General features: G+C 57.9%; 20 protein-coding genes. 6 read left to right on the top strand and 14 right to left on the bottom strand.

What is annotated here, in order from left to right:
• The first annotated feature begins 196 nt into the window (after positions 1-196).
• Entirely contained in the window at positions 197-1,756 is a 1,560-nt protein-coding gene (locus tag AABO57_17120) for a radical SAM protein (GenBank protein ID MEK6287466.1), read from the top strand.
• Between the two features lie 185 nt (positions 1,757-1,941).
• A complete protein-coding gene (locus AABO57_17115; protein ID MEK6287465.1) occupies positions 1,942-2,484 on the top strand; it encodes a peroxiredoxin in 543 nt (180 codons plus the stop codon).
• A gap of 223 nt (positions 2,485-2,707) precedes the next feature.
• Here the strand turns inward: AABO57_17115 and AABO57_17110 are convergent, their stop codons facing one another.
• The 13 genes from AABO57_17110 to uvrA form a co-directional block, all read right to left on the bottom strand.
• The gene (locus tag AABO57_17110; protein ID MEK6287464.1) at positions 2,708-5,875 is read right to left on the bottom strand and encodes a glycoside hydrolase; all 3,168 of its coding nucleotides are present in this window, start codon (positions 5,873-5,875) and stop codon (positions 2,708-2,710) included.
• A 47-nt stretch (positions 5,876-5,922) separates the two neighbouring features.
• Complete coding sequence (locus AABO57_17105) at positions 5,923-6,198, bottom strand: hypothetical protein (protein ID MEK6287463.1); 276 nt, start codon at positions 6,196-6,198, stop codon at positions 5,923-5,925.
• A 5-nt stretch (positions 6,199-6,203) separates the two neighbouring features.
• Positions 6,204-6,452 (bottom strand): hypothetical protein, encoded by a 249-nt coding sequence (locus tag AABO57_17100; protein ID MEK6287462.1) that lies wholly within the window; start codon positions 6,450-6,452, stop codon positions 6,204-6,206.
• Positions 6,453-6,542: 90 nt separating this feature from the next.
• On the bottom strand, positions 6,543-6,779 hold the full coding sequence (locus AABO57_17095; protein ID MEK6287461.1) for a YlcI/YnfO family protein: 237 nt from the start codon (positions 6,777-6,779) through the stop codon (positions 6,543-6,545).
• Positions 6,780-6,806: 27 nt separating this feature from the next.
• Complete coding sequence (locus tag AABO57_17090; protein ID MEK6287460.1) at positions 6,807-7,208, bottom strand: type II toxin-antitoxin system HicB family antitoxin; 402 nt, start codon at positions 7,206-7,208, stop codon at positions 6,807-6,809.
• Between the two features lie 10 nt (positions 7,209-7,218).
• Positions 7,219-7,467 carry a toxin HicA gene (locus AABO57_17085; protein MEK6287459.1) on the bottom strand — a complete coding sequence of 83 codons (249 nt, stop codon included), beginning with the start codon at positions 7,465-7,467 and terminating at the stop codon, positions 7,219-7,221.
• Positions 7,468-7,564: 97 nt separating this feature from the next.
• Positions 7,565-8,344, bottom strand: a complete 780-nt coding sequence (locus tag AABO57_17080) for a DUF1444 family protein (GenBank protein ID MEK6287458.1) — start codon at positions 8,342-8,344, stop codon at positions 7,565-7,567.
• A 9-nt stretch (positions 8,345-8,353) separates the two neighbouring features.
• Positions 8,354-8,674 (bottom strand): YbjQ family protein, encoded by a 321-nt coding sequence (locus AABO57_17075; protein MEK6287457.1) that lies wholly within the window; start codon positions 8,672-8,674, stop codon positions 8,354-8,356.
• Positions 8,675-8,990: 316 nt separating this feature from the next.
• Positions 8,991-9,821 carry a secretin N-terminal domain-containing protein gene (locus AABO57_17070; GenBank protein MEK6287456.1) on the bottom strand — a complete coding sequence of 277 codons (831 nt, stop codon included), beginning with the start codon at positions 9,819-9,821 and terminating at the stop codon, positions 8,991-8,993.
• A 14-nt stretch (positions 9,822-9,835) separates the two neighbouring features.
• Positions 9,836-10,567: a zf-HC2 domain-containing protein gene (locus AABO57_17065; protein MEK6287455.1), complete on the bottom strand. Its 732-nt coding sequence runs from the start codon at positions 10,565-10,567 to the stop codon at positions 9,836-9,838.
• Positions 10,568-10,571: 4 nt separating this feature from the next.
• Positions 10,572-11,222, bottom strand: a complete 651-nt coding sequence (locus tag AABO57_17060; GenBank protein ID MEK6287454.1) for a sigma-70 family RNA polymerase sigma factor — start codon at positions 11,220-11,222, stop codon at positions 10,572-10,574.
• A 253-nt stretch (positions 11,223-11,475) separates the two neighbouring features.
• A complete protein-coding gene (gene rpiB, locus AABO57_17055) occupies positions 11,476-12,111 on the bottom strand; it encodes a ribose 5-phosphate isomerase B (GenBank protein ID MEK6287453.1) in 636 nt (211 codons plus the stop codon).
• Positions 12,112-12,245: 134 nt separating this feature from the next.
• The gene (uvrA, locus tag AABO57_17050; GenBank protein ID MEK6287452.1) at positions 12,246-15,089 is read right to left on the bottom strand and encodes an excinuclease ABC subunit UvrA; all 2,844 of its coding nucleotides are present in this window, start codon (positions 15,087-15,089) and stop codon (positions 12,246-12,248) included.
• Positions 15,090-15,439: 350 nt separating this feature from the next.
• Here uvrA and ribH point away from each other — a divergent pair, with 350 nt between their 5' ends.
• The 4 genes from ribH (at position 15,440) to AABO57_17030 (ending at position 19,245) form a co-directional block, all read left to right on the top strand.
• Entirely contained in the window at positions 15,440-15,904 is a 465-nt protein-coding gene (gene ribH / locus AABO57_17045) for a 6,7-dimethyl-8-ribityllumazine synthase (protein MEK6287451.1), read from the top strand.
• Between the two features lie 50 nt (positions 15,905-15,954).
• Positions 15,955-16,404: a transcription antitermination factor NusB gene (nusB, locus tag AABO57_17040; protein ID MEK6287450.1), complete on the top strand. Its 450-nt coding sequence runs from the start codon at positions 15,955-15,957 to the stop codon at positions 16,402-16,404.
• A 178-nt stretch (positions 16,405-16,582) separates the two neighbouring features.
• The gene (locus AABO57_17035; protein ID MEK6287449.1) at positions 16,583-18,703 is read left to right on the top strand and encodes an ATP-binding protein; all 2,121 of its coding nucleotides are present in this window, start codon (positions 16,583-16,585) and stop codon (positions 18,701-18,703) included.
• Positions 18,704-18,723: 20 nt separating this feature from the next.
• Positions 18,724-19,245, top strand: a complete 522-nt coding sequence (locus AABO57_17030; GenBank protein ID MEK6287448.1) for a chemotaxis protein CheW — start codon at positions 18,724-18,726, stop codon at positions 19,243-19,245.
• A 27-nt stretch (positions 19,246-19,272) separates the two neighbouring features.
• On the opposite strand, the gene AABO57_17025 is transcribed toward AABO57_17030, so the two are convergent.
• On the bottom strand, positions 19,273-20,559 hold the full coding sequence (locus tag AABO57_17025; protein ID MEK6287447.1) for a rhomboid family intramembrane serine protease: 1,287 nt from the start codon (positions 20,557-20,559) through the stop codon (positions 19,273-19,275).
• Positions 20,560-20,690: the final 131 nt, after the last annotated feature.

Raw genomic sequence — 20,690 nt, 5'->3', positions numbered from 1 at the left:
TACGCACTGACTACTCGACTCCCTCGTAACCGCTTTCCTTCGTTCCTGCTTCGTGATACCCTTCGGGTTCGCTTCACCCTGTCATTACGGTTTTTGCCTCGCGGTACTGCTTCATTGACTTCAGCGCCGCTCTCGCAGAAACATCTGAGAAAGCGCTATCCCCATTTCGAGCCGCCTCGAAGGACGAAAGGAAGCTATGAGAATACTGCTTTTCAATCCCGACAACGGGGTCACGCGCAATTTTATGCCACATCTGTGGATGTTTCTGCTTAAGGCGCTGACCCCGCCTGAACACGAGGTGTTGCTGATCGATGGAAATGCGCAGCGCATGGATGAAGACGGAATTGCGCAATACGTACGCGAGCAAAAGATCGATCTGGTGGGCATCGGGGCGATGACCAGGATGATACAGAAGGCCTACCGAATGGCCGACGCTATTCGCGCGGTCGGGGTCCCTGTTGTGATGGGCGGGCCTCACGTGACCGAAGTGCCGGACGAAGCGCTCGGGCGAAACGGCGGACCGCAGCACGCTGATGCGATTGCGCTCGGTGAGGCCGACGAGACCTGGCCACGCATTGTCGCCGATGCCGCGCGAGGCGAGCTCAAGGACATTTATCTGCCGGTTGATGAAGCGGGCAAGGATAAGAAACCGAGTCTCGATCACTATCCGTCTATTCCCTGGGAGTCGATGGACCTGGATCAATTCAACATGGTCCCGAAAGTCGTCTCTCCGCTGCTCAAACGCGTCTTCGGCGGGTGGGGAAGCTTCCGGCTAATCCCGGTCGAATCCGGACGCGGGTGTCCGTATGGTTGCGAGTTTTGCACGGTGACCGGCTTCTTCGGCGACTCGATACGGTTTCGCACAAACGAAAGTGTCGTCGACGAATTGCTGCGCTTGAAGGCCCGGTGCCGCAACGAGAAAGGCCAGATTGCAGTCTTTTTTATCGACGACAATTTCGCGATCAACATCAAGCGCACGAAGTCGCTGCTGCGGGATATTATCGCCGCCGGCGCGCAGATGAATTGGATTGCGCAGATCAGCGCCAACCTGTTGCGAGACGAAGAACTCGTCGACCTTATTGCGGCCTCGGGCGGAAAATGGATATTCATCGGCATGGAGTCGATAGACACCGCCAACCTCGCAATTGCGAATAAGAGCTTCAACAAGCCGAATGAGTATGGACCGGTGCTGAAGCGGCTGGCCCAGCGCAACGTTCACGCGATCACATCGTTCATCTTTGGCTTGGACAACGACACCCCCGGCGCGGCTGATCGAACGCTCGATCAGATTAAGACCTGGCCGCCGGGACTGCCCGTGTTCGGCACGCTCATACCATTCCCATCGACTCCGCTGTACAAGCGGCTTGAAGTAGCGGGCCGGCTGACGCGCCCCCAGCACTGGCTGGATTTCCAGCCCTACAAGATGGCGCACACCCCGCTGAAGATGACCATCGATGAGACTCATGCTGAGGTCCAGCACGCGTGGGCCAGTTCGTACAGCGCCGAGGCCATCGAGCGAGCCGTGGATGCGATCGATGAGAAGTCCATCGGTTATCGAATAAACATGTTCATCGCGAGACTATGCTTTCGCGGAATCTATTTTCCGCAGATGGGCAAGTGGGAATGGATGAAGTTGATTGGGCAAAACCGGCGGACGATCTTCAAGCTCATCGCCGAGGGATTTGGCAAGCGGAACGTGGCAGCGGAGCGGCGTGCGGCTACAAGTCAGATACCCGATCCCGAGATGACCGTTTGACGTGTGCATGCTTGAGCCGTCTTCGTCGTTTGGACCGGATGACAAATTGAAGTACGTCGAATATCAGCGAGATCGCAAATCACCCTGATTACGACGCCGTGCTCGCGGCAGCAAAGTAATTGTTTTTAGAATGGGTAAGAGCCTTCGCTCTCAGAGGATCAACCCCCAATCGTGAAGGAGAGAAAATGGTCAGGAAACAAATCAAGATCGGAAGTCTTTCGCTCATAGCATTGTTGTGCCTTGCGGGGCTGGCGCTGGCTTTCAGCACGCCGCCCGAGGTAGGCAAACCCGCTCCGGAATTCACGCTCAAGAGCAACGAAGGCAAATCAGTCAGCCTCAAGGACTATCGAGGCAAATGGGTTGTGCTGTACTTCTACCCGAAGGACTTCACCTCCGGCTGCACGATTGAAGCTCAGAATTTTAAGCGCGACCAGGCGGCCTATGACAAGGCCCACGCGGTCATCCTCGGCGTCAGCGTCGACACAGCGGAATCGCATAAGAGCTTTTGCGAAAAGGAAGGGTTGAGCTTCAAGCTTCTGGCGGACACGGAAATGACGGTCTCCGAAGCATATGGCTCGATGATGGACCGCCCCGGCGTCAAGCTATCGGCTCGCAACACGTTCATCATCGATCCGAAGGGGAACGTCGCGAAGGTGTTCATAGGCGTCAAGCCGATGCCGCACAGCGAAGAGGTGCTCGCTGCTCTGGCTGAGCTACAGAAGAAGTAGTTGAAACGACTGCACCTTCAGAAGACAGGGACTTGAGGATCAACAATACCTTTCGCAGGATCACAGGTTGGGAAGGGTGGCTTGCCCCCGCTTTTGTGTAGACCTCACGTTGATTAACAAGCGCGGGGGCAAGCCACCCTTCCCAACCTGTGATCCCAGTGACTGGCTCGATACCGCCAGTCTTCTGGTCGTCTGGCTGCTCTGAATACGCGTAGGCGCCGGTTCAGAACGTGAGAGCGGGCAAGCCCGCCTTTGTTAGCTGCTCATTGAGCGACTTCACGTCCTTGTCTTTCATCTCGCTCCATCGCGACAACACTCCTGCGAGTGTCTGCTGCGCCTGCTCGGACGCGGCGACTGCCTGAGTCGTTGGCGTCACGTCGGCGCCTTCGACTAAGCCCATAAGTCCCAGCAGCTCGCCGCTTACTCGCGAGAGGCTCGGCTCGCTTGATCCGCCGCCCGCGCCTCCGCCTCCGCGACCGCCGCCGCCCGCTCCTTCAAGCGCGGCTGCTTTTCTTTCGAGCGCGGTGATCGCATCTGCAAGCGCGCCCTGGCCCGCTCGATCACGTAAGCTTCTGAGTTGCGTTCTGAGCTTGCGAACTTGCTCGATCGCGTCGCGAGCTTGCTTCATCCCGTCATAGCAACGTATCGCGATCGCGTGTTGCTGAGCCAGTCCATTCGCCGGCGTCTTCACTCGCGGGTCCATCTTCACCGTCATTGGCTGTGTGTGGCTTCGGCCGTTGACCGTGAGCTTCACAGTGTAGTTGCCCGGCAGCACCCACGGACCAAGCGGATGACGAGGAGTGTCACCATAGATCGCCGCGATTGGATACTGGGCCTGTGCAGCCTCGAGCCGCGGATAGTGCAGGTTCCAAACGAAGCGTTGCATGCCGGCTTCAGTCGAGAGAATTTGTGACGGGCGAATCCAGTAGGTTGGGATGTTGACTTCTTTTCCGATCGCTTCGATGTCGTCCGGCTTATCGGCGTTCGAAAAGCGAGCCACCAGTTTGTTCGATGAGTCGGATATCTCGAGCACGACCGGGCTTCCAGCCGCGGACTTCAGATAGTAGTTCATGATCGCGCCGTCCGGAGGGTTCTTACCTGCGGGTTCTTCGGGCGGAAGCGGCGTGTCGGTGTTCATATTCCACCGCACGCGATAAGCGAGTTGCGGCTTGAAGAGGAAGGCTTCCGCCACGGCGACCTGCTCGCTAATCTGCCGGAGCGGCGTGATGTCATCGAGTATCCAGAACGAACGGCCGTGAGTCCCGACTACTATGTCATCGTCTTTGATCACCAGGTCGCGTATCGAGCTCGCAGGCATGTTCAACCTCAACGGCTGCCAGTTATCGCCGTCGTCAAACGAAACATAGACGGCTCGCTCACTGCCGCAAAACAGCAACCCGCGCCGGACCGGGTCCTCGCGCACGACGTTTATTGGTCCGCTGTCGCCGAGCCCGTTCACAATCTCCATCCACGTCTTGCCGCCGTCGTGCGTGCGATAGATGTGCGGGCGCTGATCATCGAGCCGTATTCGATTGACCGCCGCGTAAGCGGTGTTCGCGTCGAATCGCCCGGCGTCCATAATCGAGATCTTGCTCCACGCAGTCACTCCGGGCGGAGTCACGTTGCTCCAGTTCTTGCCGCCGTCGCGAGTGACGTGAATCAAGCCGTCGTCAGTGCCCGCCCAAATCACGTTCGCGTCTTTGTATGAAGGCGCGACGGTGTAGATGACTCCGCGCCGCGGCTGTTTAGCCATCTCGGGCGTGCGGTAGACGCCGATGCTTTCGGGAACCGCGGGTTGTTCGGCTGAAAGATCGGGGCTGATGATGTCCCAACTGTTTCCGCCGCTAGTAGTCTTGAACAGCACGTTGCCGGCGAAATACAGAACGCGCGGATCGACCGGCGAGAAGATCACCGGCGCAGTGCGCAGGAAGCGATACTTGCCGCTGCGCGTCGCTTCGGGAGAGACGTTCTGCACCTGTCCAGTGCTGTAGTCGAAGCGAGTGATCTTGCCGCCGTAGATGATACTCGGGTTCAGCGGATCGGGCGCGACGTAGCCGTACTCCTCAACGCCGACCGGACGCCAGTCGCGAAACGTGATCTGGCCGTCGTTGCCTCGGCTGGCGATTCCCACCGAGCCGCTCTCCTGCTGGCCGCCGTACACCCAATACGGAAATCGATTGTCGGTGATTACGTGATAGAACTGCGCGGTCGGTTGGTTATACCACGAGCTCCAGGTCTGCCCGCCGTTGACTGTGATGATCGCGCCCTGGTCGGCGGCGAGCAAGATGATTTGCGGATTGTCGGGGTTGATCCAAATGGTGTGATAATCGTCGCCGCCCGGCGCCCCGCGAAACCCGGTCCAGTTCTGGCCGCCGTCCGTCGAGCGCCACGTGACGACGTTTCCACTGTAAACAATATCCGGGTTCTTTGGATCAGCCTTGATCTCGGCGAAGTCGCTGCCTCGTCCCCACGGGCGCGCGTCGTTGCTCATGCGCCGCCAGCTCTCGCCCGCGTCGTCTGATCGGTAGACTCCGCCGACTTGTGGCGAAGCATCGACCGTCGCGTACATGCGCTTCGGGTCGCTCGGCGCGATGCAAAACCCGATTCGCCCTAAACCCTGCTCGAACGTCGGAAGCCCTTTCGTAAGCTTTCGCCATGTGTTGCCGCCGTCAGTTGATTTGAAGAGTCCGCTCTCGGGGCCTTGCCACGCGCCGTTTTCCCAGGGTCCTTGCCGGCCCGCCCATAGATCGGCATAGACGGTCTGCGGGTTCGACGGATCGAATGCGAGCGCGATCGCTCCGGTGTTCTCGTCTTTGTAAAGGACCTTCTGAAAAGTTTCGCCGCCGTCCGTCGAGCGAAACACTCCGCGTTCTTCATTCGGGCCGTAGGGATGTCCGAGCACCGCGACGAACAAGCGATTCGGATCGCGCGGATCGACTATGATCGCGCCGATCTGTTGACCGTCACGCAGACCGAGATGCTTCCACGTCTTTCCCGCATCGGTCGATTTGTACATGCCGTCGCCGGTCGCGAGGTCCGGACGCTGCAAGCCTTCGCCGCAACCGACGTAGACGATATCTGGATTGGATGGAGCGACGGCGAGCGCGCCAATGGAACCGGTGGGCTGATCATCAAAGATCGGCTTCCACGTATGTCCGTAGTCGTTAGTCTTCCACACGCCTCCGTTGTTGACGCCGATGTAGAAGACATTAGGCTGACCGGGCACTCCGGTGGCGCCAACGGTTCGGCCTCCGCGATGAGGGCCGATGCATCGCCAACGGAGGCTCTGATAGAGGTTAGGATTGAATTGCTGAGCTGTTGCGGACGACAGAAGCCCGAAGACCAGGGCCAAAGCACAGACGGGCAGAAGAATTTTGCGGCGTGCGCCCACGTTTCACCTCCGGGTAAGACAGGTTGGAGAATTGTTCCTGGGAGCAGCTACGATACTCGCGTCGGATGGCGGGTGACAAGCTTATCAGCGGTCGCCAACTTGAGAGCCTTCTGCAACGCTAGCGGTACTTCGATTGGGAAGAACCGATTCGCAGAATAACCGTAGTCCTCGCCGCTCTCATCAATCACGCGGCGGTAACCGTGTGAAGCAGCTTCCTCGTCAGGAATCGAGCGAAACAGTTTTCCAACTTCGAGAGAAGCCTCGTAGCCTATGTTGTTAATACAGACCGCAAACCTAGATCGTTGGTTGCCTTCACTCTTCATAGCACTCAAGGCAGAGCGGAATCGGGGAACTGAGTACTTACTGGCGCAGCTTCATCCTGAGTAACCTCGCTGGGGAGCAACGAAAAGTAATCGCGGACCTCAAGATTCATTCGGTCGATCTCCGCAAGATAGCCTTCCGCCGAGAGTCTGTAGTTGGTTGGATTCGTCTCCACCTGACGCAGTCGGATGACTTGTTGTTGGAACCTTCCAATTCGGCTCAAGGTCACTCGGAGTTCTTCATCGTTGCTAATCACCGCCTATCACCTCGACGATTCATCGACAGCTTCCATCCGCTTCTCTCTTGCCGGTCTTCACGCCCGGTCTCAGCAGCCACCAGTACCTTCTCAAAGCCGATCAGCAGCATGGGGCTTGACCTTTCGTGCCTTCGCCAAAGCCCGTTCGAACCTTTTCCTGCTGCCGCGCTTTGCCCGCTCCTCGAGATAGTCTTCCGTTAGCAAGGCCGACATCTTTTCCGCAAGCGCCGTTGCAATGAACTGGTTTATCGAGACGTTTTCCTGCTTTGCCAACGCACGCACGCGCTTGTGTAGTGAATCTGGCAATCTCAGGCTGATCGTGCTCATTTGTTCACTCCTATCTATGTGCGCGGCCTAATCCGAGGTAACGGCCATTTCGAGCGGCGCTTCGAGCTTGAGGTTGATGAGCTGATTCAACGACACGCTCTGTTGTGCGGCCTCGATAGCGAGATAGCGGTGCAAGTAGCTCGGCATTCTCACGTTGAGCCGGCCGCTGAACGAACGCTTGCCGAGGGGCTGCGGTATCGGCTCTTTGGACGCGGCCATGTCCTTCAATACTACGGTAACTACGTGCTGAATTGAACGCAGCGCAGCCTCCTGCGAATCGCCGTGGGCTGCAAGGGACGGGAACTCGGCTACCCGCGCAACATAGGCCTCGTCGTCTTCCGACCAGCCGACCGTGTACAGATAGTGTTCAGCCGCCGGGCGCGAGCGCTTGGTTGGCTTGTTGCGGGCAGTCGTGATCCTCTTTTTCATCGATATTCCCCTAACTCACCGCTTGGTCCTTCAGTCGCCGAAGGCAGCGGAGTACCTGGCGGACCTGATAGGGCTTCGCACTTCCTTTGTCCTCTTGCAAGTTGATTCTCGGGTCGCCGGTCCAAGGCGTCTTGAAAATGTGATGACTTCCCGCGATTCGCGGTCTCCCGAAAAAGTACTTGCAGATCGCCAGAAGCCTCGAAAACCGGACATGACTCTCGCTGCCCTCAAGCTCGCGAATAGCCTCTTCGATTGTCATCGCTGGTTATGGTACTGCATTCGGTACCGTAAGAAAAGTGGAGATAGGCATCTCGGTCACTCTGTCGGGGTCCGAGGCAAGCCGCAGACTCGACAGTTTACGCTACATCCGGCTTCACGTCCGCCTCGGTGACCACGAAGACGGTCGAGGTCAGCGGGTAAGGCTGGCTCTCGCAGTCGTGCCGGACCTGGGCCCGAACCAGCGTTTGAAACTCCTCAGGATTTGACCGCGACCACATGATGAGGAAGTCGCGATTGGGGACCGCCGCGTAGCAGGGCTCACCCAGATGCTCGACCGCCAGCTTCCGCATCGCCGGGAGCAGCAGCCGCGCAGCGTCATAGCCGTCTCCAGTCTGAATTGCGAGCAGGCGCTGCGGCGCTTCGGTGGCGTGAATCTGAATTCCGGCCGATGCCTGCTCGAGATTCGAGAGCGCTTGCTCATAGGCCAGCTCCTCGGTGACTTTCCAGCGCTCGAGATTCGCAGGCGACACGTATGAGTACGCGTGCGTGAGATCAATCGCTATTGCGACCACGACCTCGCGGGTGAATGGAAAGGTGATCACTGGCGCGCGCAAAGTGTGTTCGGTTCTCATGAGCTGGAGTCGCAGTTTGTCGCGCGCGTCTATCCAATCGGGCGGGCTCGAGTCCTGGGTGAGGTGCAGGGCCTCGAGTATTCGCCAGACGTGCTCGCGAATATGGGCGTCGCGCTCCTCGGGCTCAAACTGTTTCTCGGTGTGAAGCGCGTAGAGGTTGCGGAGCCCGAGCTCGGCCGCCCCGTGCTTGATGAGGAAGGGGTCCGGCGACCCCTCGAACTCCTCATCCGGGAACGTCGTCGCAAGCAGGCCAAGCACGTGCTGTTGGTATTGTTCCGGAGTCACCTGAGAATCCTACTCTATCGGCTCAACTACTACAGCCGTTCCATACGCGAGCACCTCGGTCACGCCGTTCATGATCTCGTTCGCGTCGTAGCGCATGCCGATCACCGCGTTTGCGCCGATCTCGCTTGCGTGCTGAACCATTATCTCGAATGCCTCGGCACGCGCTACCTCACACAGCTTGGTGAAAGCGGTGATGTTCCCGCCGACTATCGTGTGCAGCGTTCCGCCAATCGTCCCAAAGATCGAGCGCGAACGCACGGTGATGCCTCGCACGACGCCAAACGTACGAACGATGCGAAATCCATCGAGCGTGAACGCCGTGGTCACCATATGAGGCGAGAGCCTGTAACCCTGAGACACCGCATATGGCGCATTCGCGCTAACGCTTTGCTGCGCCTGTTCCAACTCATTGAGTTTGTCTCTCATTCTTAGACGCGCCTCCGTAGTTTGGGTATTCGCCGAATCGCGGACGCCGGAAAGATAAAGCGTTAAACGGAAATCTGCAAGAAGAAGCAACACTCGCTGCAAAAGAAGGATAAAAATGAAAACGCCCCGTAGCTTTTCTCTGCGCCTGTTCTTTTGCGAACAGCGCCGAGTCGCTTCGGGGCGTCACAACGTTTTGGTGGATGCTGAGGGTATGTCCCGACTACTTGATGATTCGCGCGGACAGCACGAGTATCAACCCTTTGTTGCCCAGCGTAGCGGTGCCCACAACAACCTTCTCTCCGTTTCTGAGGTTGAGGTCAGTCCGGATGTCGGCCTGTCCTACGCCGTCTCCTTTGGGGCCGTTGCCGCGGAAAGTAAACTGGTTTCCACTCAATTGCACCACATAGCCACCGGAAGAATCAGTGCCGAGCGTCATACTATATGCGCGGTAATCGTAAGAGGCGGGGATTGGTTCCCCTGTCCCGAGAATAGTCGCCGGCACCTCAGCGGTGCCATTGATCCCAAGATTGCGAGTGCCTACTCTCACTCTTTGAACCACGGTTGCGAGATTGGTGTAGTTCTTGTAGTTGAGCATGGCTTGCATCTGCTTTACCACGTCCCCCAGATCGTTTGGGTACTGACTGGCGACGCCTTCAACGTTCGAAGCTATCAGGACATTCAACCGCAACTCGATGTCGGGCTGAGCAGCCTGCGGCGTATCGAGCCGCTTCAACGCCTCCTCAATGGCTGCTATGTTCTCCGGAAAATCGCGAACGGTTAGCGTCTTGAACTCATCGCTGTACGCAATGGTCGCGCCTTTGAAACCGCTTCCGAGCGGACGAACCGCCTCGATCAGCGACCGAGGGTCGCGATGTTTTACGTCGAATACTTTTCCCTTGAAGCCGGTGAAGTCGACATAGTCGGGCGCGCGGCCAACGTTCGGTTGAGGCGCCGGCGTAGTTTGGGCGGCCTGAGGCTGCTGCGCATACACCGACGTGAGCATCGAGAGGACCACTCCTACCACTCCTGTAGTTATTCTTGATTTGGACAAAAACATGAGACCTCCTAGTCTGTTGCTGGTTTTGGTTGTTGTAGATCAGAGCCTTTCGGCGCAAACCAGATTATCCGAATGCTGGGATCGCCGGTTTGAATTTCGATACGCAGCATTTCTCTCGAACCGTCGGCATTACCGGAAAGCGCGCGCGTCTGATTGGCCGGCGTAATGGCTGTGTTGTTGATGCCGGCCATCGGGGGAACAACGGCGCGCGCAAATGTCTCGCTTGCATTTGCCCGATTCGGGTGTCGCGGTTTGAAGTGTGGACGACCCTTGCTAACGAGGTGCTGTCCCGTCGAACCGGGCGCCGGTGACGGATTTATTCCATAGGGTCCCACATTAGGTGGTTGCTTCACACCTTCAGAGATCACGTCCGGGTTAACTTTCACCCGGGCCTGATAGAGGTAAAGAGCAACCATTCCCAGGACGACCAAGAAAGCAGTCGATAGGGCCAGGATCTGTCTGCGGCTCCATTGCTGCGCTATTGAGGCGAACAGCGAAGGCCGTATACTTTCTTGCGCGACTCGTTTCATAACGCCGCGCTTCAAGTCCTCAAGGCATGCTTCGTCTAACTCGGGCGGCTGGGATGTGCGCAACCAGCTCTGGCTCTCCTTGTACTCGTCAGCCAGCCAGTTGCATCGCCCACACCATTCGAGATGTGATGCGATCTGATTTGCAATGCTCGACCGAAGATCGCCTTCGACGTGAAGCGGTATTAACTTTTGAACGCGCCTGCAATTCATCTCTTCACCCTCGCCGCGACCGATTGAGAACGCGGTCTCGATACAGTTTTATCTTCGCGCGAGCCGAGCTGATTTGTGACCGCACGGTCGCCTGACTCGAACCAAGTACTCGCGCCACTTCTTCGGTGCTCAATCCTTCAAGGTCGCGCAGGACGATTGCTGCTCTCTCTTTCTTCGACAGCGTGTTCAGCGCCTGAGCGATCATAGCCTTTTGCTGTGACTGGATTGCCGCTGCCTCGAGGTCTTCACCGCTGGAAAGCGCTTCAAGATTGCCAAGCTGCTCTTCCATCTCAAAAGAAATAAACTGATCGCGGCGGCCGCGTTTTCGCGCTTGATCGTGGCATACGTTGATGATGATCCGATACAACCACGCGGCGAAATCCTGATCCGCCCGGAACCGGCCCAGGTACTTGTAGACTCGCAGGAAAACTTCCTGCGCCGCGTCGCGAGCGTCTTCCTGGTTGCCCAACATGCGCCACGCGGTTGAGAGCACTTTGCGCTGATAGCATTCGACGATCTGCTCAAATGCCGCAACGTCTCCTGCTTTTGCGCGCGCGATGACCGGAGCGAGTGACGACGCGGCGGCCTTCGCAGAGCTGTCGGGCAACCCAAGGCTGTCGGTCATCAGAGCTATTTCAGCAACCTCACCCGGCATTCGTTGTCATCCTCGCTCCTCTATTCATATCTACCTGGGTTGAGAGGAAACCGTTGAGAGTCTTCTTAGGTGATAAGACTGTGCGGGTGTTTAAACGCGGACGCACCAGGTGGGTTCGAGTATCCACGAGAAGAAGGTCAGTGGTCCGTAGTCCGTAGTCCGTAGCCCGTAGGCACTAGTCAGCAGATAACATCACGAACTCCGAAGCACGGACGGACTACGGACTACGGACTACGGACCACTGACCTGCCTATCACTTCTCACCGACATATTCGCGCTCGATCTCGGTTATCTTATCGACGCGACGGCGATGGCGGTCTTCGGTCAGCTCTGTTGCGAGCCATGCGCGCACTATCTCGCGCATTCGATCCGTCGAGATCATCTTGCCTCCCAGCGTCAGCACGTTAGCACCGTTGTGCTCGCGGCTGTTGCGCGCCGAAGCTTCGTCGTAGCACATAGCCGCGCGCACCCCTGGCACTTTGTTGGCAGCCATGCAGGAGCCGATCCCTGCGCCGTCCACCATGATTCCAAGATCGCAATTGCCGCCCGCGACCGCGCGCGCCACCAGATGCGCGTAGTCAGGATAGTCGACCGCTTCGGTCGAGTGAGTACCGAAGTCCTGGTAGTCGTGACCGAGATCGGCGAGCACGCGTTTTAGTTCTTCCTTCATCTCAAAGCCGCCGTGATCAGCGCCCAGCGCAATTCTCTTTTTTAGGGCGGCGCTTCGATGGCGTACTCGTTCAATCTGGACGCCGCGCTCGCGCACCAGGTCCTGGGCGAGCGGAGTCAGGATCGCGGCTTCATCGATTCGCAGCGTGTCGCCGGCCGCGGCCCCGCGTATCTCAAGCTCGGTAATTACGCCCTTGCCTCTCTCGTCGATTAGACTCATCACGACCTCATATTCGCGGGAATTGAAAATTGAGAATTGAAAATGGAAAACTGCAAATTGAGGCATTGTGTTCAAGTTTTCAATTTTCAGTTTTCAATTTTCAATTCTCAATTCCTTCCCAATGCTACGTTGGGTTACTTACCCAAAACCTTGCGAAGGAACCGTCCGGTGTATGAGCGCTCGCACTCGACGATTGCCGAAGGCGGACCCACCGCAACAACGTTGCCGCCTTCGTCGCCGCCTTCAGGACCCAGATCGATGATCCAGTCCGCGCTCTTGATGACATCCAGATTGTGCTCGATTATGATGATCGACCCGCCGGCCTCGATCAATTGCCTGAACGCCGCGAGCAGCTTGTTGATGTCGTCGAAGTGCAGCCCGGTGGTTGGCTCATCGAATATGTACAATGTGCGCTCGCTCGACCGCCTCGACAAAAAAGCCGCCAGTTTCACGCGTTGCGCCTCGCCGCCCGACAGCGTCGTCGCCGACTGCCCGAGCCTCAGATAGCCCAGTCCCACATCGTCCATCACTCGAAACTTTGAAGCGATTCGATTCACGCTGGCGAAGAACAACAACGCTTCGCGCACTGTCATGTTCAGCACGTCGTGGATCGAACGGCCTTTAAACTTCACATCCAACAGGGCCGGCTTGAAGCGCATGCCTTTGCACTCTTCGCAGATCAATTCCACGTCGGCGAGAAATTGCATTTCTTTTATCTCGACGCCGTTGCCCTCGCACCGCTCGCAGCGGCCGCCGGGCACGTTGAAGCTGAAGTGCGATGAATCGAACCCGTGCGCCTGTGCTTCGCGAGTTGAAGCGAACAGGTCGCGAATCGCATCGTAGACTTTGATGTAGGTCACCGGGTTCGAACGCGGCGTTCGGCCTATCGGCGATTGATCCACCAGCACGACGTCATCCAGATACTGAGCGCCGTCGATCTTTCTGACCGCGCCGACCGGACCTGTCCACTCGCCCCGCTGTTTCTTGATTCCCGCATAGATGATGTCGTGGACGAGCGTCGACTTGCCGGAACCCGAGACGCCGGTGATGCACACGGTCATCCCGAGCGGAATTTCCAGGTCGATGCTCTTCAGGTTGTGTTCGCTGGCGCTGTGGATCTCCAGAGAGCGCGGCCCGATCAGCCGGCGATTCTTCGGCGGCTTGATCTCCATCTCGCCGCGCAAATATTTGGCGGTCAGCGATTGGCCCCTGTGAATCAGCTCCGCCGCCGTACCTTGAAAGACCACTTCGCCGCCCAGTTCGCCGGCGCCCGGACCTATGTCGATGATCTTGTCCGATGACATCATCATCTCGGGCTCGTGTTCGACGACCAGCACGGTGTTGCCGATATCACGCAGGTTTTTCAGAATGCGAATGAGCTTGGCGTTGTCGCGAGGATGCAAACCGATCGACGGCTCATCGAGCACGTAAAGCGCGCCCACCAGCGAAGCACCCAGGTTCGTGGCGAGCTGTATGCGCTGGGCCTCGCCTCCCGACAGCGTCGACGCCAGGCGGTCGAGAGTCAGGTATTGCAGCCCTACGTCGATAAGAAACTTCAACCGGCTGCGAATCTCCTCGAGCAAGCGTCCGGCTATCTTCATTTCCGAGACGCTCAACGTCAGATTGTCGAAGAAGTCCTCCGCGTCGGCTGCGCTCATCGCGGAAATCTCAGGCAGGGTCTTGCCGCTCACTCGAACAAGCCGCGCTTCGAGCCTCAGCCGCGAGCCACCGCAGTCGGGGCACAACGTGTAGCCGCGATACTTGGAGAGAAACACTCGTACGTGGAGTTTGTACTTCTTTGTTTCGAGCCAATCGAAGAAGCCCTTCACTCCATCGAATCCGTTGCGGCCCTGCACGACGGTCTTCTGCTGCTCGCGGGTCAACTGTCGGAAGGGAACCGATGTCGGGATGCCCGCCTGTTTGCTGAAGCGGAGCAGTTCTTTCTGCGCCCATTCGTACTGCGGTTTCATCCACGGCTCGACGGCGCCCTGGGCCAGGCTCAACTCGCGATTGGGGATCACCAGGTTCATATCGAGCCCAATGGTGTTCCCGAAGCCCTGACAGGTCGGACAAGCGCCGAACGGGTTGTTGAAGCTGAACAGTCGCGGCTCGGGGGCGGCGTACCGGACCTGGCAGGGCTTGCACTCGAAGCCCTCAGAGAACTGCAACCGGGTGCGAGGCTCGGCCGCCGTCTCGATGATCGCCTGCCCGTGGCCTTCCTGATAGCAGACCTCCAGCGAATCAACCAATCGGGTTCTCGTATCCGGACTCACCGCCAGCCGATCGACAAGCACGAACGTGTTATCGAAGCCGGCTTCGGTGAAGCTATCGGGCGTCGCAAGCTCGATCGTGCGGCCGTCTTTGTAGAGCCGGGTGAAGCCCCGCTGCATCAGGCTCATCAGGTGAGCGTTGATGCGAGTGCGTTCGCTTGAAGCTGCCTGTCGCGCGCTTCGCTTCTTGGTTTTGCCGGCGCCGTTTGAACTCGAGAGGGTTTCATCCGTTCCCGCCGACGCCGGAAACAAAACATAGAAGCGCGTGCCCTCCGGAAGTTTCAACACTTCACCGGCTGCTGATTCCGGCGTATCGCGTTTGACTGCTTCGCCGCAATTGGCGCAAAAGGTCTTGCCGACCCTTGCGAACAGCAGCCTCAGGTAGTCGTAGATTTCCGTCTGAGTCGCGACAGTGGAGCGGGGGTTTCGAGTCGCGTTCTTTTGACGGATGGAAATCGCAGGGCAGATGCCGAGGATTTCATCGACGTCGGGCTTATCCATGCGTTCGAGAAACTGGCGCGCGTATGCGGAAAGGCTCTCGACGTAGCGGCGCTGCCCTTCGGCGTAGATGGTATCGAACGCGAGACTCGATTTGCCTGAGCCGCTCACGCCGGTGATGACGGTGAGCTTGCCGAGCGGGATGTCGACACTGATGTTCTTCAGATTGTGGACTCGGGCGCCTCTGACGCTGATGACTTCTTCGAGCATCGTTCCTTGTACGTTGTCGGTCGAGTGAACCGCATGTGAGCGGCGGGGCTCCCATGCGAATCCTAAATTCTAGCATTCCCCGCTCGGTCGAATCAATTTGCGCGACTCCAATCGTCCCGTGTCCAGGCCAGTCGAGACTATGCGGCGAAGCGCTCCGAGTAAACTCTAAACTTTGTTTGATTGATGACGCGCGCAGATGACCGTAGCTTGACATGCCTCAGAGCCAAACCTATACTCGTTTTCAGTTTGATAATTGAAAAAGATGACCGGGAGTGAATGAGTCGATGATTGGACTCGCGATGCTCGAGTGAGCGACGAAGCTCCGGGTCAATGGAAGAGGAGAAGGCTGATTGGCTAAGACGATCCAGGGACGGCTGAGCGCGGACGGGATCAGAGTGGCGATTGTCGCCAGCCGCTGGAATGATTTCATTGTCAGCCGATTGATCGGCGGGGCTACCGATGCGCTCGAACGACTCGGCGCTTCGAGCGACGCGATCACCATCATCCGAGTCCCAGGTTCTTTTGAATTACCCATGGCGGCAAAACGCGCGGCGCTGAGCGAGGAATACGACGCGGTGGTCTGCCTTGGCGTCGTGATTCGCGGAGAGACTCCTCACAATGAGTACATAGCCGCGGAAGTGTTCAAAGGTATTGCCCAGGTTTCTCTTGAAACAAACCTCCCCATAACGCTCGGAGTAGTGACGGCGGACAATCTCGAACAGGCGATAGATCGCGCCGGGGCGAAGTCCGGCAACAAAGGATTCGACGCGGCGATGACCGCGGTCGAGCTTGTCAATCTGTATCGTGAATTCTGAAGCTGGACGCTTCACATCATTAACATCTGATCAGCAGCAGGGTGTGAATTATGGGTGCCAGGCGTAAGGCGCGCATCTGTGCCTTACAAATGCTCTTTCAATACGACATCGCGCAGCCGGGCGTTGACGAGTTAGCGAACAGCTACTGGGAGGCGTTCGGCGAGGATATGGGCAATGTCGCTCGCGATTTTTCCAACAACCTCGCGCTGGGCGCGATCTCCCACCTCGACGAAATAGACGCCCTGATAAAACGCCGCGCTGAGCATTGGCGCATACAGCGAATGGCCGTTGTAGACAGGAACATCCTAAGGCTTGCCATCTACGAATTCCTCTACGAAGCCGACACGCCAAAGACCGTCGTAATAAACGAAGCGCTGGAAATAGCCCGGCGCTTTTCGACTTTCGAGGCGACTCAGTTCATCAACGGCATACTCGACGCGATCAAGCGCGACCTCGAGGGTAATCAGACGGCCTCGGCAGCTAATGCCCAACAGTCATAGCTGAGCGGACCGCGATCGGAAGGCTCTGCAGTCAAGATCGAAGATGGAACATTGAAAATTGAAAAATGCAAATTGAGAGGTGTATAAGGTAACGCAGACGGTTCCGGTTCAATTTGAGATTTTCAAGTTTCATTTTTCAATTTTCAATTCTCCCGTTCCTCAATTCCGGGGCTTGCCTATGATCGATGACAAGGCGCTTTTGAATGAGTACCTCTCCGAGTCGGAAGAGTTGCTGGACTCGCTTCTTGCCGACCTGGACTCGCTGGCCTCTCGCGGCGGCGAAAGTCCCGATACCAACCTGATCAATCGAGCCTTCCGAACTGTTCACTCGCTGAAAGGCCTTTCCGGAATGATGGGTCTGGCTGAGGTGCAATCGCTGGCTCACGACTTCGAAGACATTCTGGACGATCTGAGGCTAGGTCAGCTCGCGCTGAATGAACGAACCAGCGCCGCGCTACAAGAAGCCGCGAGCGGACTGGCGGCGCTGGTGGGCGGCGCCGCGCGCGGAACCGCAGGCGAAGAAGACTTCGAAAGGCTCCGTCTGCTTCTGGCCGCGGTCGCATTGAAGTCTCGCGAGCGTGTAAAGAGAGAAGATAGCGGGCTGGAGTCGCTCAACCTATCCGATCGCGAGCGGACGCTGCTGACCGATTACGAGGCGCATCGCATCAACGAGAACGTTCGCGCGGGCAGATCATTCTACGCTATCACGGTGACGTTTGATGTCGGCAAACTCGACACTCAATATCGAGCGCTCTCCGCCAGGCTCGAAGAGGCCGGCGAATTGATCACAACTCTGCCTGAGAAAACAGCGGAGGCTTCGCTTGTCGGGTTCAAGCTGGTGTTCGCGGCCGGGCTCAAGGAAGCCGACGTAAAACGAATAGCCGGCTCGTTTGGCGGGCGCGTCGCGCGCCTCGAACGCTCGACCTGGCGCAAGGCCGGGGCCGCGCTGAGGGCCGCGGGCCGCATTATGCCGGGAAGGGGCGCAACCACCAAGGACGCGACCGGGGATCTTGACGCTGTTCTACCACCGAGTTTCGCTCAAGAATCATTGCAGCCCCTTTCTCCGAGCGTCCGAGTCGACATGTCGCAGATCGACGAGCTATCGGGTCTGGCTCACGAGCTGTCGATCGGGATGGAAAAGCTGACGTCAATGGCCGAGACCTTCCTGGGGGCCGCCAACCTCGGCGCACGCGAAAGGTCTGACCTGAGGTTCAGCGCGCGCCGTATGAAGCGCGAATTCCTCGAATTGGAAGAGCGGCTTGTCGAGCTTCGAATGGTTTCGCTTGCGCAGACGTTTACGCGCGCGGCACGTTTGGCCGGGCGACTCGCTCGCGAACTTGGCAAGTCGGTCTCGGTAGACCTGACCGGTCGCGAAACGCAACTGGATAAGGTGATAGTCGATCGCGTGGCTGACTCGATCTATCACGTTCTGCGCAACGCGGTGGACCACGGGCTCGAGACTGCTGAAGAGCGAAGAATGACGGGGAAGAGCGCTCGCGGAAAGATCAAGCTCGAAGCAAGACTCGAAGGCACGCGCGCAGTTATATCTATCACCGATGATGGGCGCGGAATAGGTCAAGCCGAGGTGCGGCGCCGGGCCATCGAAGCCGGACTGATCGCTCCTGATGAAATCCTCAGCGAAGAGGAGACGTTGCGATTGATCTTGCGCCCAGGCTTGTCCACGGCTGAGCGCGTCTCGGCCGTATCCGGCCGCGGCGTTGGGCTTGATGCGGTCGAGAGGACCATATACGAGCTTGGAGGAGAGGTTCGAATTGCCTCCGAGGAAGGGAAATGGACCACCTTCGAGCTGGCAGTTCCGACGACGCTGGTGATGATCTCGGCGTTCATCGTTCGAGCTAGTGGTTGGCGATACGCCGTCAATGTCGCTCAGATCATCGAGCTTCTCTATGTCCGTCCGGAGGAAATACTTGGCCGCGATGGCAGAAGGACCATCGGTTGGCGGGATGCGGCGATTCCGCTGGTCGAGCTTGGATACGTGCTCGGGCTGGGAGGCGCGCGCCTGCTTCATCAACCGGACGGCGGTCAAAATGGTGGCGGGAAACGGGCAGCGGACGCCGGCTCGATCAAGGTACCGGTGTTGGTCATATCAGCGGCGGACAGAAACGTGGCGGTCGCAGTCGAGCAGTTCGATGAGCAACGTGAAATCATAGTGAAGTCGCTCGGCTCGATCGGACGCCGGCTGAAGGGAATAGTTGGCGCAGTCGATCTGGAAGGGGGCGATGTCGCCCTCGTATTGGACCTGCCGAGCTTGCTTGTTCTCAGAAGCATTCGGTCGTGAAAGCGGAGTCACAAAAGCAAATGCCGGAATCACCCAGGGACAAGTACGCGAGCGCTCGCCGCACAATAGCTGCTTTGCCGCTGGAGTTCGGCTCGCCTGGTGGGGGCGACGGCAAGACGGAGCTTGTCTCGGTGTTGATGTTTGAAGTCGGCGGCGCGCCGTACGCGATCGGCGTGGAGAGCACTGAAGGAGTCGTTGACTGTCCGCGAATCACTCCGCTGCCGGGTCCGCCGGATGGTGTTGCAGGGCTCGCGAGTGTGCGAGGCCGCATGACTGTGGTGATGGATCTCGGCCTCGAGGTGAGCCAGGAGCCGGCCAAGCGGCGTTTGATTCTGGTGAAGGGCGATGCGCAGTTGGGCTTATTGGCGGATCGCGTGGAAGGGGTCCTTGCACTCGAGCCAAACAAGGTTCGTCCTATCGCTCACGGCAAGGACAGCCTCACCGCTCAACGCGCGAAGTTCGGATGGCCCGCGAAGACTTACTTCAAGAGCGGGAGACGGCGCGTACCCATCCTGGACGTCGAGCGATTGTCCGAGCCGTGATCCCGCCCATTCCGTCTGCGAACGGACTCACCGATCATTTGCTTCGCCGAGCTCGTACCCGTGTTCCTTCAAAAATCCCGGTATCCATCTACCATAATCCGCCAGGAACTGATTGTAGCGATTCTTGAGCATTTCCTCTTCAGCAATCAGCGAGTTGCGGTTCTTTGAGTTCGTCCGCGCGAATCGATCCAGAATTTCTTTCTGCCCGACTAACAATTCAAGTAATCGCTTGCGGTATTGATCGGCGTCGGAGTCCATCTGAGGTACCGCATTGACGGCCCGGATTCCTAGTTCGACCGCGGCGAGGGCCGGTTTCACGCCAGCCGCCTCGCTCCCGGAGTCGAGCGGCGCGGCGCCAAACTCGATAGACTGGCTTAACGATCTGGCGGCCTCTTTCATTTGATCGAAGTACTTCACAACGCTCGAGCCGGGACGCCGGGTAAGGTTCGAAAAGCCCAGGCTCGGTCCGTTGTATGCTCGGAACGCGCTGACGAACGAGATAAGAATAACCGCAAGGCAGATGATATGCAGCGCGCGCCAGACCGCTGGGGTGATTCGTTCGTGTGGCCGTTTGTATGGGACTGCCAAGGCGAGCGCGATTCCAGTCAGCAGACCTCCGATGTGCGCCGCGTTATCGACTATTCTGACTGAGAAGCCGAACACTAAATTGATTGCGATGATCGGAATCACACGCCGCTTGATCTCGCGGCTCAGCAACTCGGGGATTTCTCTCCTGTACTTGAACGCGAAGGTTGCCATCACCCCAAACAGCCCGAAAATGGCGCCCGAAGCGCCGGCCGATGTCGCCTCGGGATTGAAGACGTAGCTGCCAACTGAACCGACAATGCCTGTGGCCAGGTAGAGAACCACAAAACGAGCCGAACCGTAGATGCGCTCGATCTCCTGGCCGATGATCCACAACGCGTAGTTGTTGAGGAACAGGTGAATGAACCCGATGTGAATGAAGATCGAAGTGATCAGCCGCCAGTATTGATGCTGGCCGGCAATCAAGCTGTTTTGTTTTGCGCCGAATCCCAGCAACACCGCGGGATCGGATGAGGTCACGGCGAAACCACCTGCCAGGCACATCAACACGAAGATCCCAACATTGATCCCGATGAAGATCATCGTGAACGGATTTGAGCGAGTGAATAACGCCTGCAGGAAGCGGCGCTCCGAATCAGCCTTGCGGTCGGCGAACACCACATCGATTGAACTGAGACCGCAGTGCGCGCACCGAGGGTCCTCAGCGGGCGTTTGAGTGCCGCAGCCAGGGCAAGTGCGAAGAGAGGGTTCGTTGACGGCTTGGTTCAATGGTTGTCAGATGACATTCACGATGCACGAATGAATCGCTCTTAAAACTAACAGAAGCAAAGCGCCCGTTCAATCAACGACGCTTTCCAGCTTACGGTTGTTTTCCAGTTATCCGTCCTGTAAAATCGCCA

Source organism: Acidobacteriota bacterium (assembly GCA_038040445.1).
GTDB lineage: Bacteria > Acidobacteriota > Blastocatellia > UBA7656 > UBA7656 > Onstottus_A > Onstottus_A frigus.
The sequence above is the reverse complement of the archived record's forward strand: the minus strand, read 5'-3'. Positions and strand labels throughout refer to the sequence as shown.

What these genes read in the sequence shown, in the direction of transcription:
- AABO57_17120 (MEK6287466.1), top strand. Translation starts at nt 197, where the DNA reads ATGAGAATACTGCTTTTCAATCCCGACAACGGGGTCACGCGCAATTTT.
- AABO57_17060 (MEK6287454.1), bottom strand. Translation starts at nt 11,222, where the DNA reads ATGCCGGGTGAGGTTGCTGAAATAGCTCTGATGACCGACAGCCTTGGG.
- AABO57_17105 (MEK6287463.1), bottom strand. Translation starts at nt 6,198, where the DNA reads ATGAAGAGTGAAGGCAACCAACGATCTAGGTTTGCGGTCTGTATTAAC.
- nusB (MEK6287450.1), top strand. Translation starts at nt 15,955, where the DNA reads ATGGGTGCCAGGCGTAAGGCGCGCATCTGTGCCTTACAAATGCTCTTT.
- AABO57_17030 (MEK6287448.1), top strand. Translation starts at nt 18,724, where the DNA reads ATGCCGGAATCACCCAGGGACAAGTACGCGAGCGCTCGCCGCACAATA.
- AABO57_17085 (MEK6287459.1), bottom strand. Translation starts at nt 7,467, where the DNA reads ATGACAATCGAAGAGGCTATTCGCGAGCTTGAGGGCAGCGAGAGTCAT.
- rpiB (MEK6287453.1), bottom strand. Translation starts at nt 12,111, where the DNA reads ATGAGTCTAATCGACGAGAGAGGCAAGGGCGTAATTACCGAGCTTGAG.
- AABO57_17075 (MEK6287457.1), bottom strand. Translation starts at nt 8,674, where the DNA reads ATGGTGACCACGGCGTTCACGCTCGATGGATTTCGCATCGTTCGTACG.
- AABO57_17090 (MEK6287460.1), bottom strand. Translation starts at nt 7,208, where the DNA reads ATGAAAAAGAGGATCACGACTGCCCGCAACAAGCCAACCAAGCGCTCG.
- AABO57_17095 (MEK6287461.1), bottom strand. Translation starts at nt 6,779, where the DNA reads ATGAGCACGATCAGCCTGAGATTGCCAGATTCACTACACAAGCGCGTG.
- AABO57_17115 (MEK6287465.1), top strand. Translation starts at nt 1,942, where the DNA reads ATGGTCAGGAAACAAATCAAGATCGGAAGTCTTTCGCTCATAGCATTG.
- AABO57_17065 (MEK6287455.1), bottom strand. Translation starts at nt 10,567, where the DNA reads ATGAATTGCAGGCGCGTTCAAAAGTTAATACCGCTTCACGTCGAAGGC.
- AABO57_17035 (MEK6287449.1), top strand. Translation starts at nt 16,583, where the DNA reads ATGATCGATGACAAGGCGCTTTTGAATGAGTACCTCTCCGAGTCGGAA.
- uvrA (MEK6287452.1), bottom strand. Translation starts at nt 15,089, where the DNA reads ATGCTCGAAGAAGTCATCAGCGTCAGAGGCGCCCGAGTCCACAATCTG.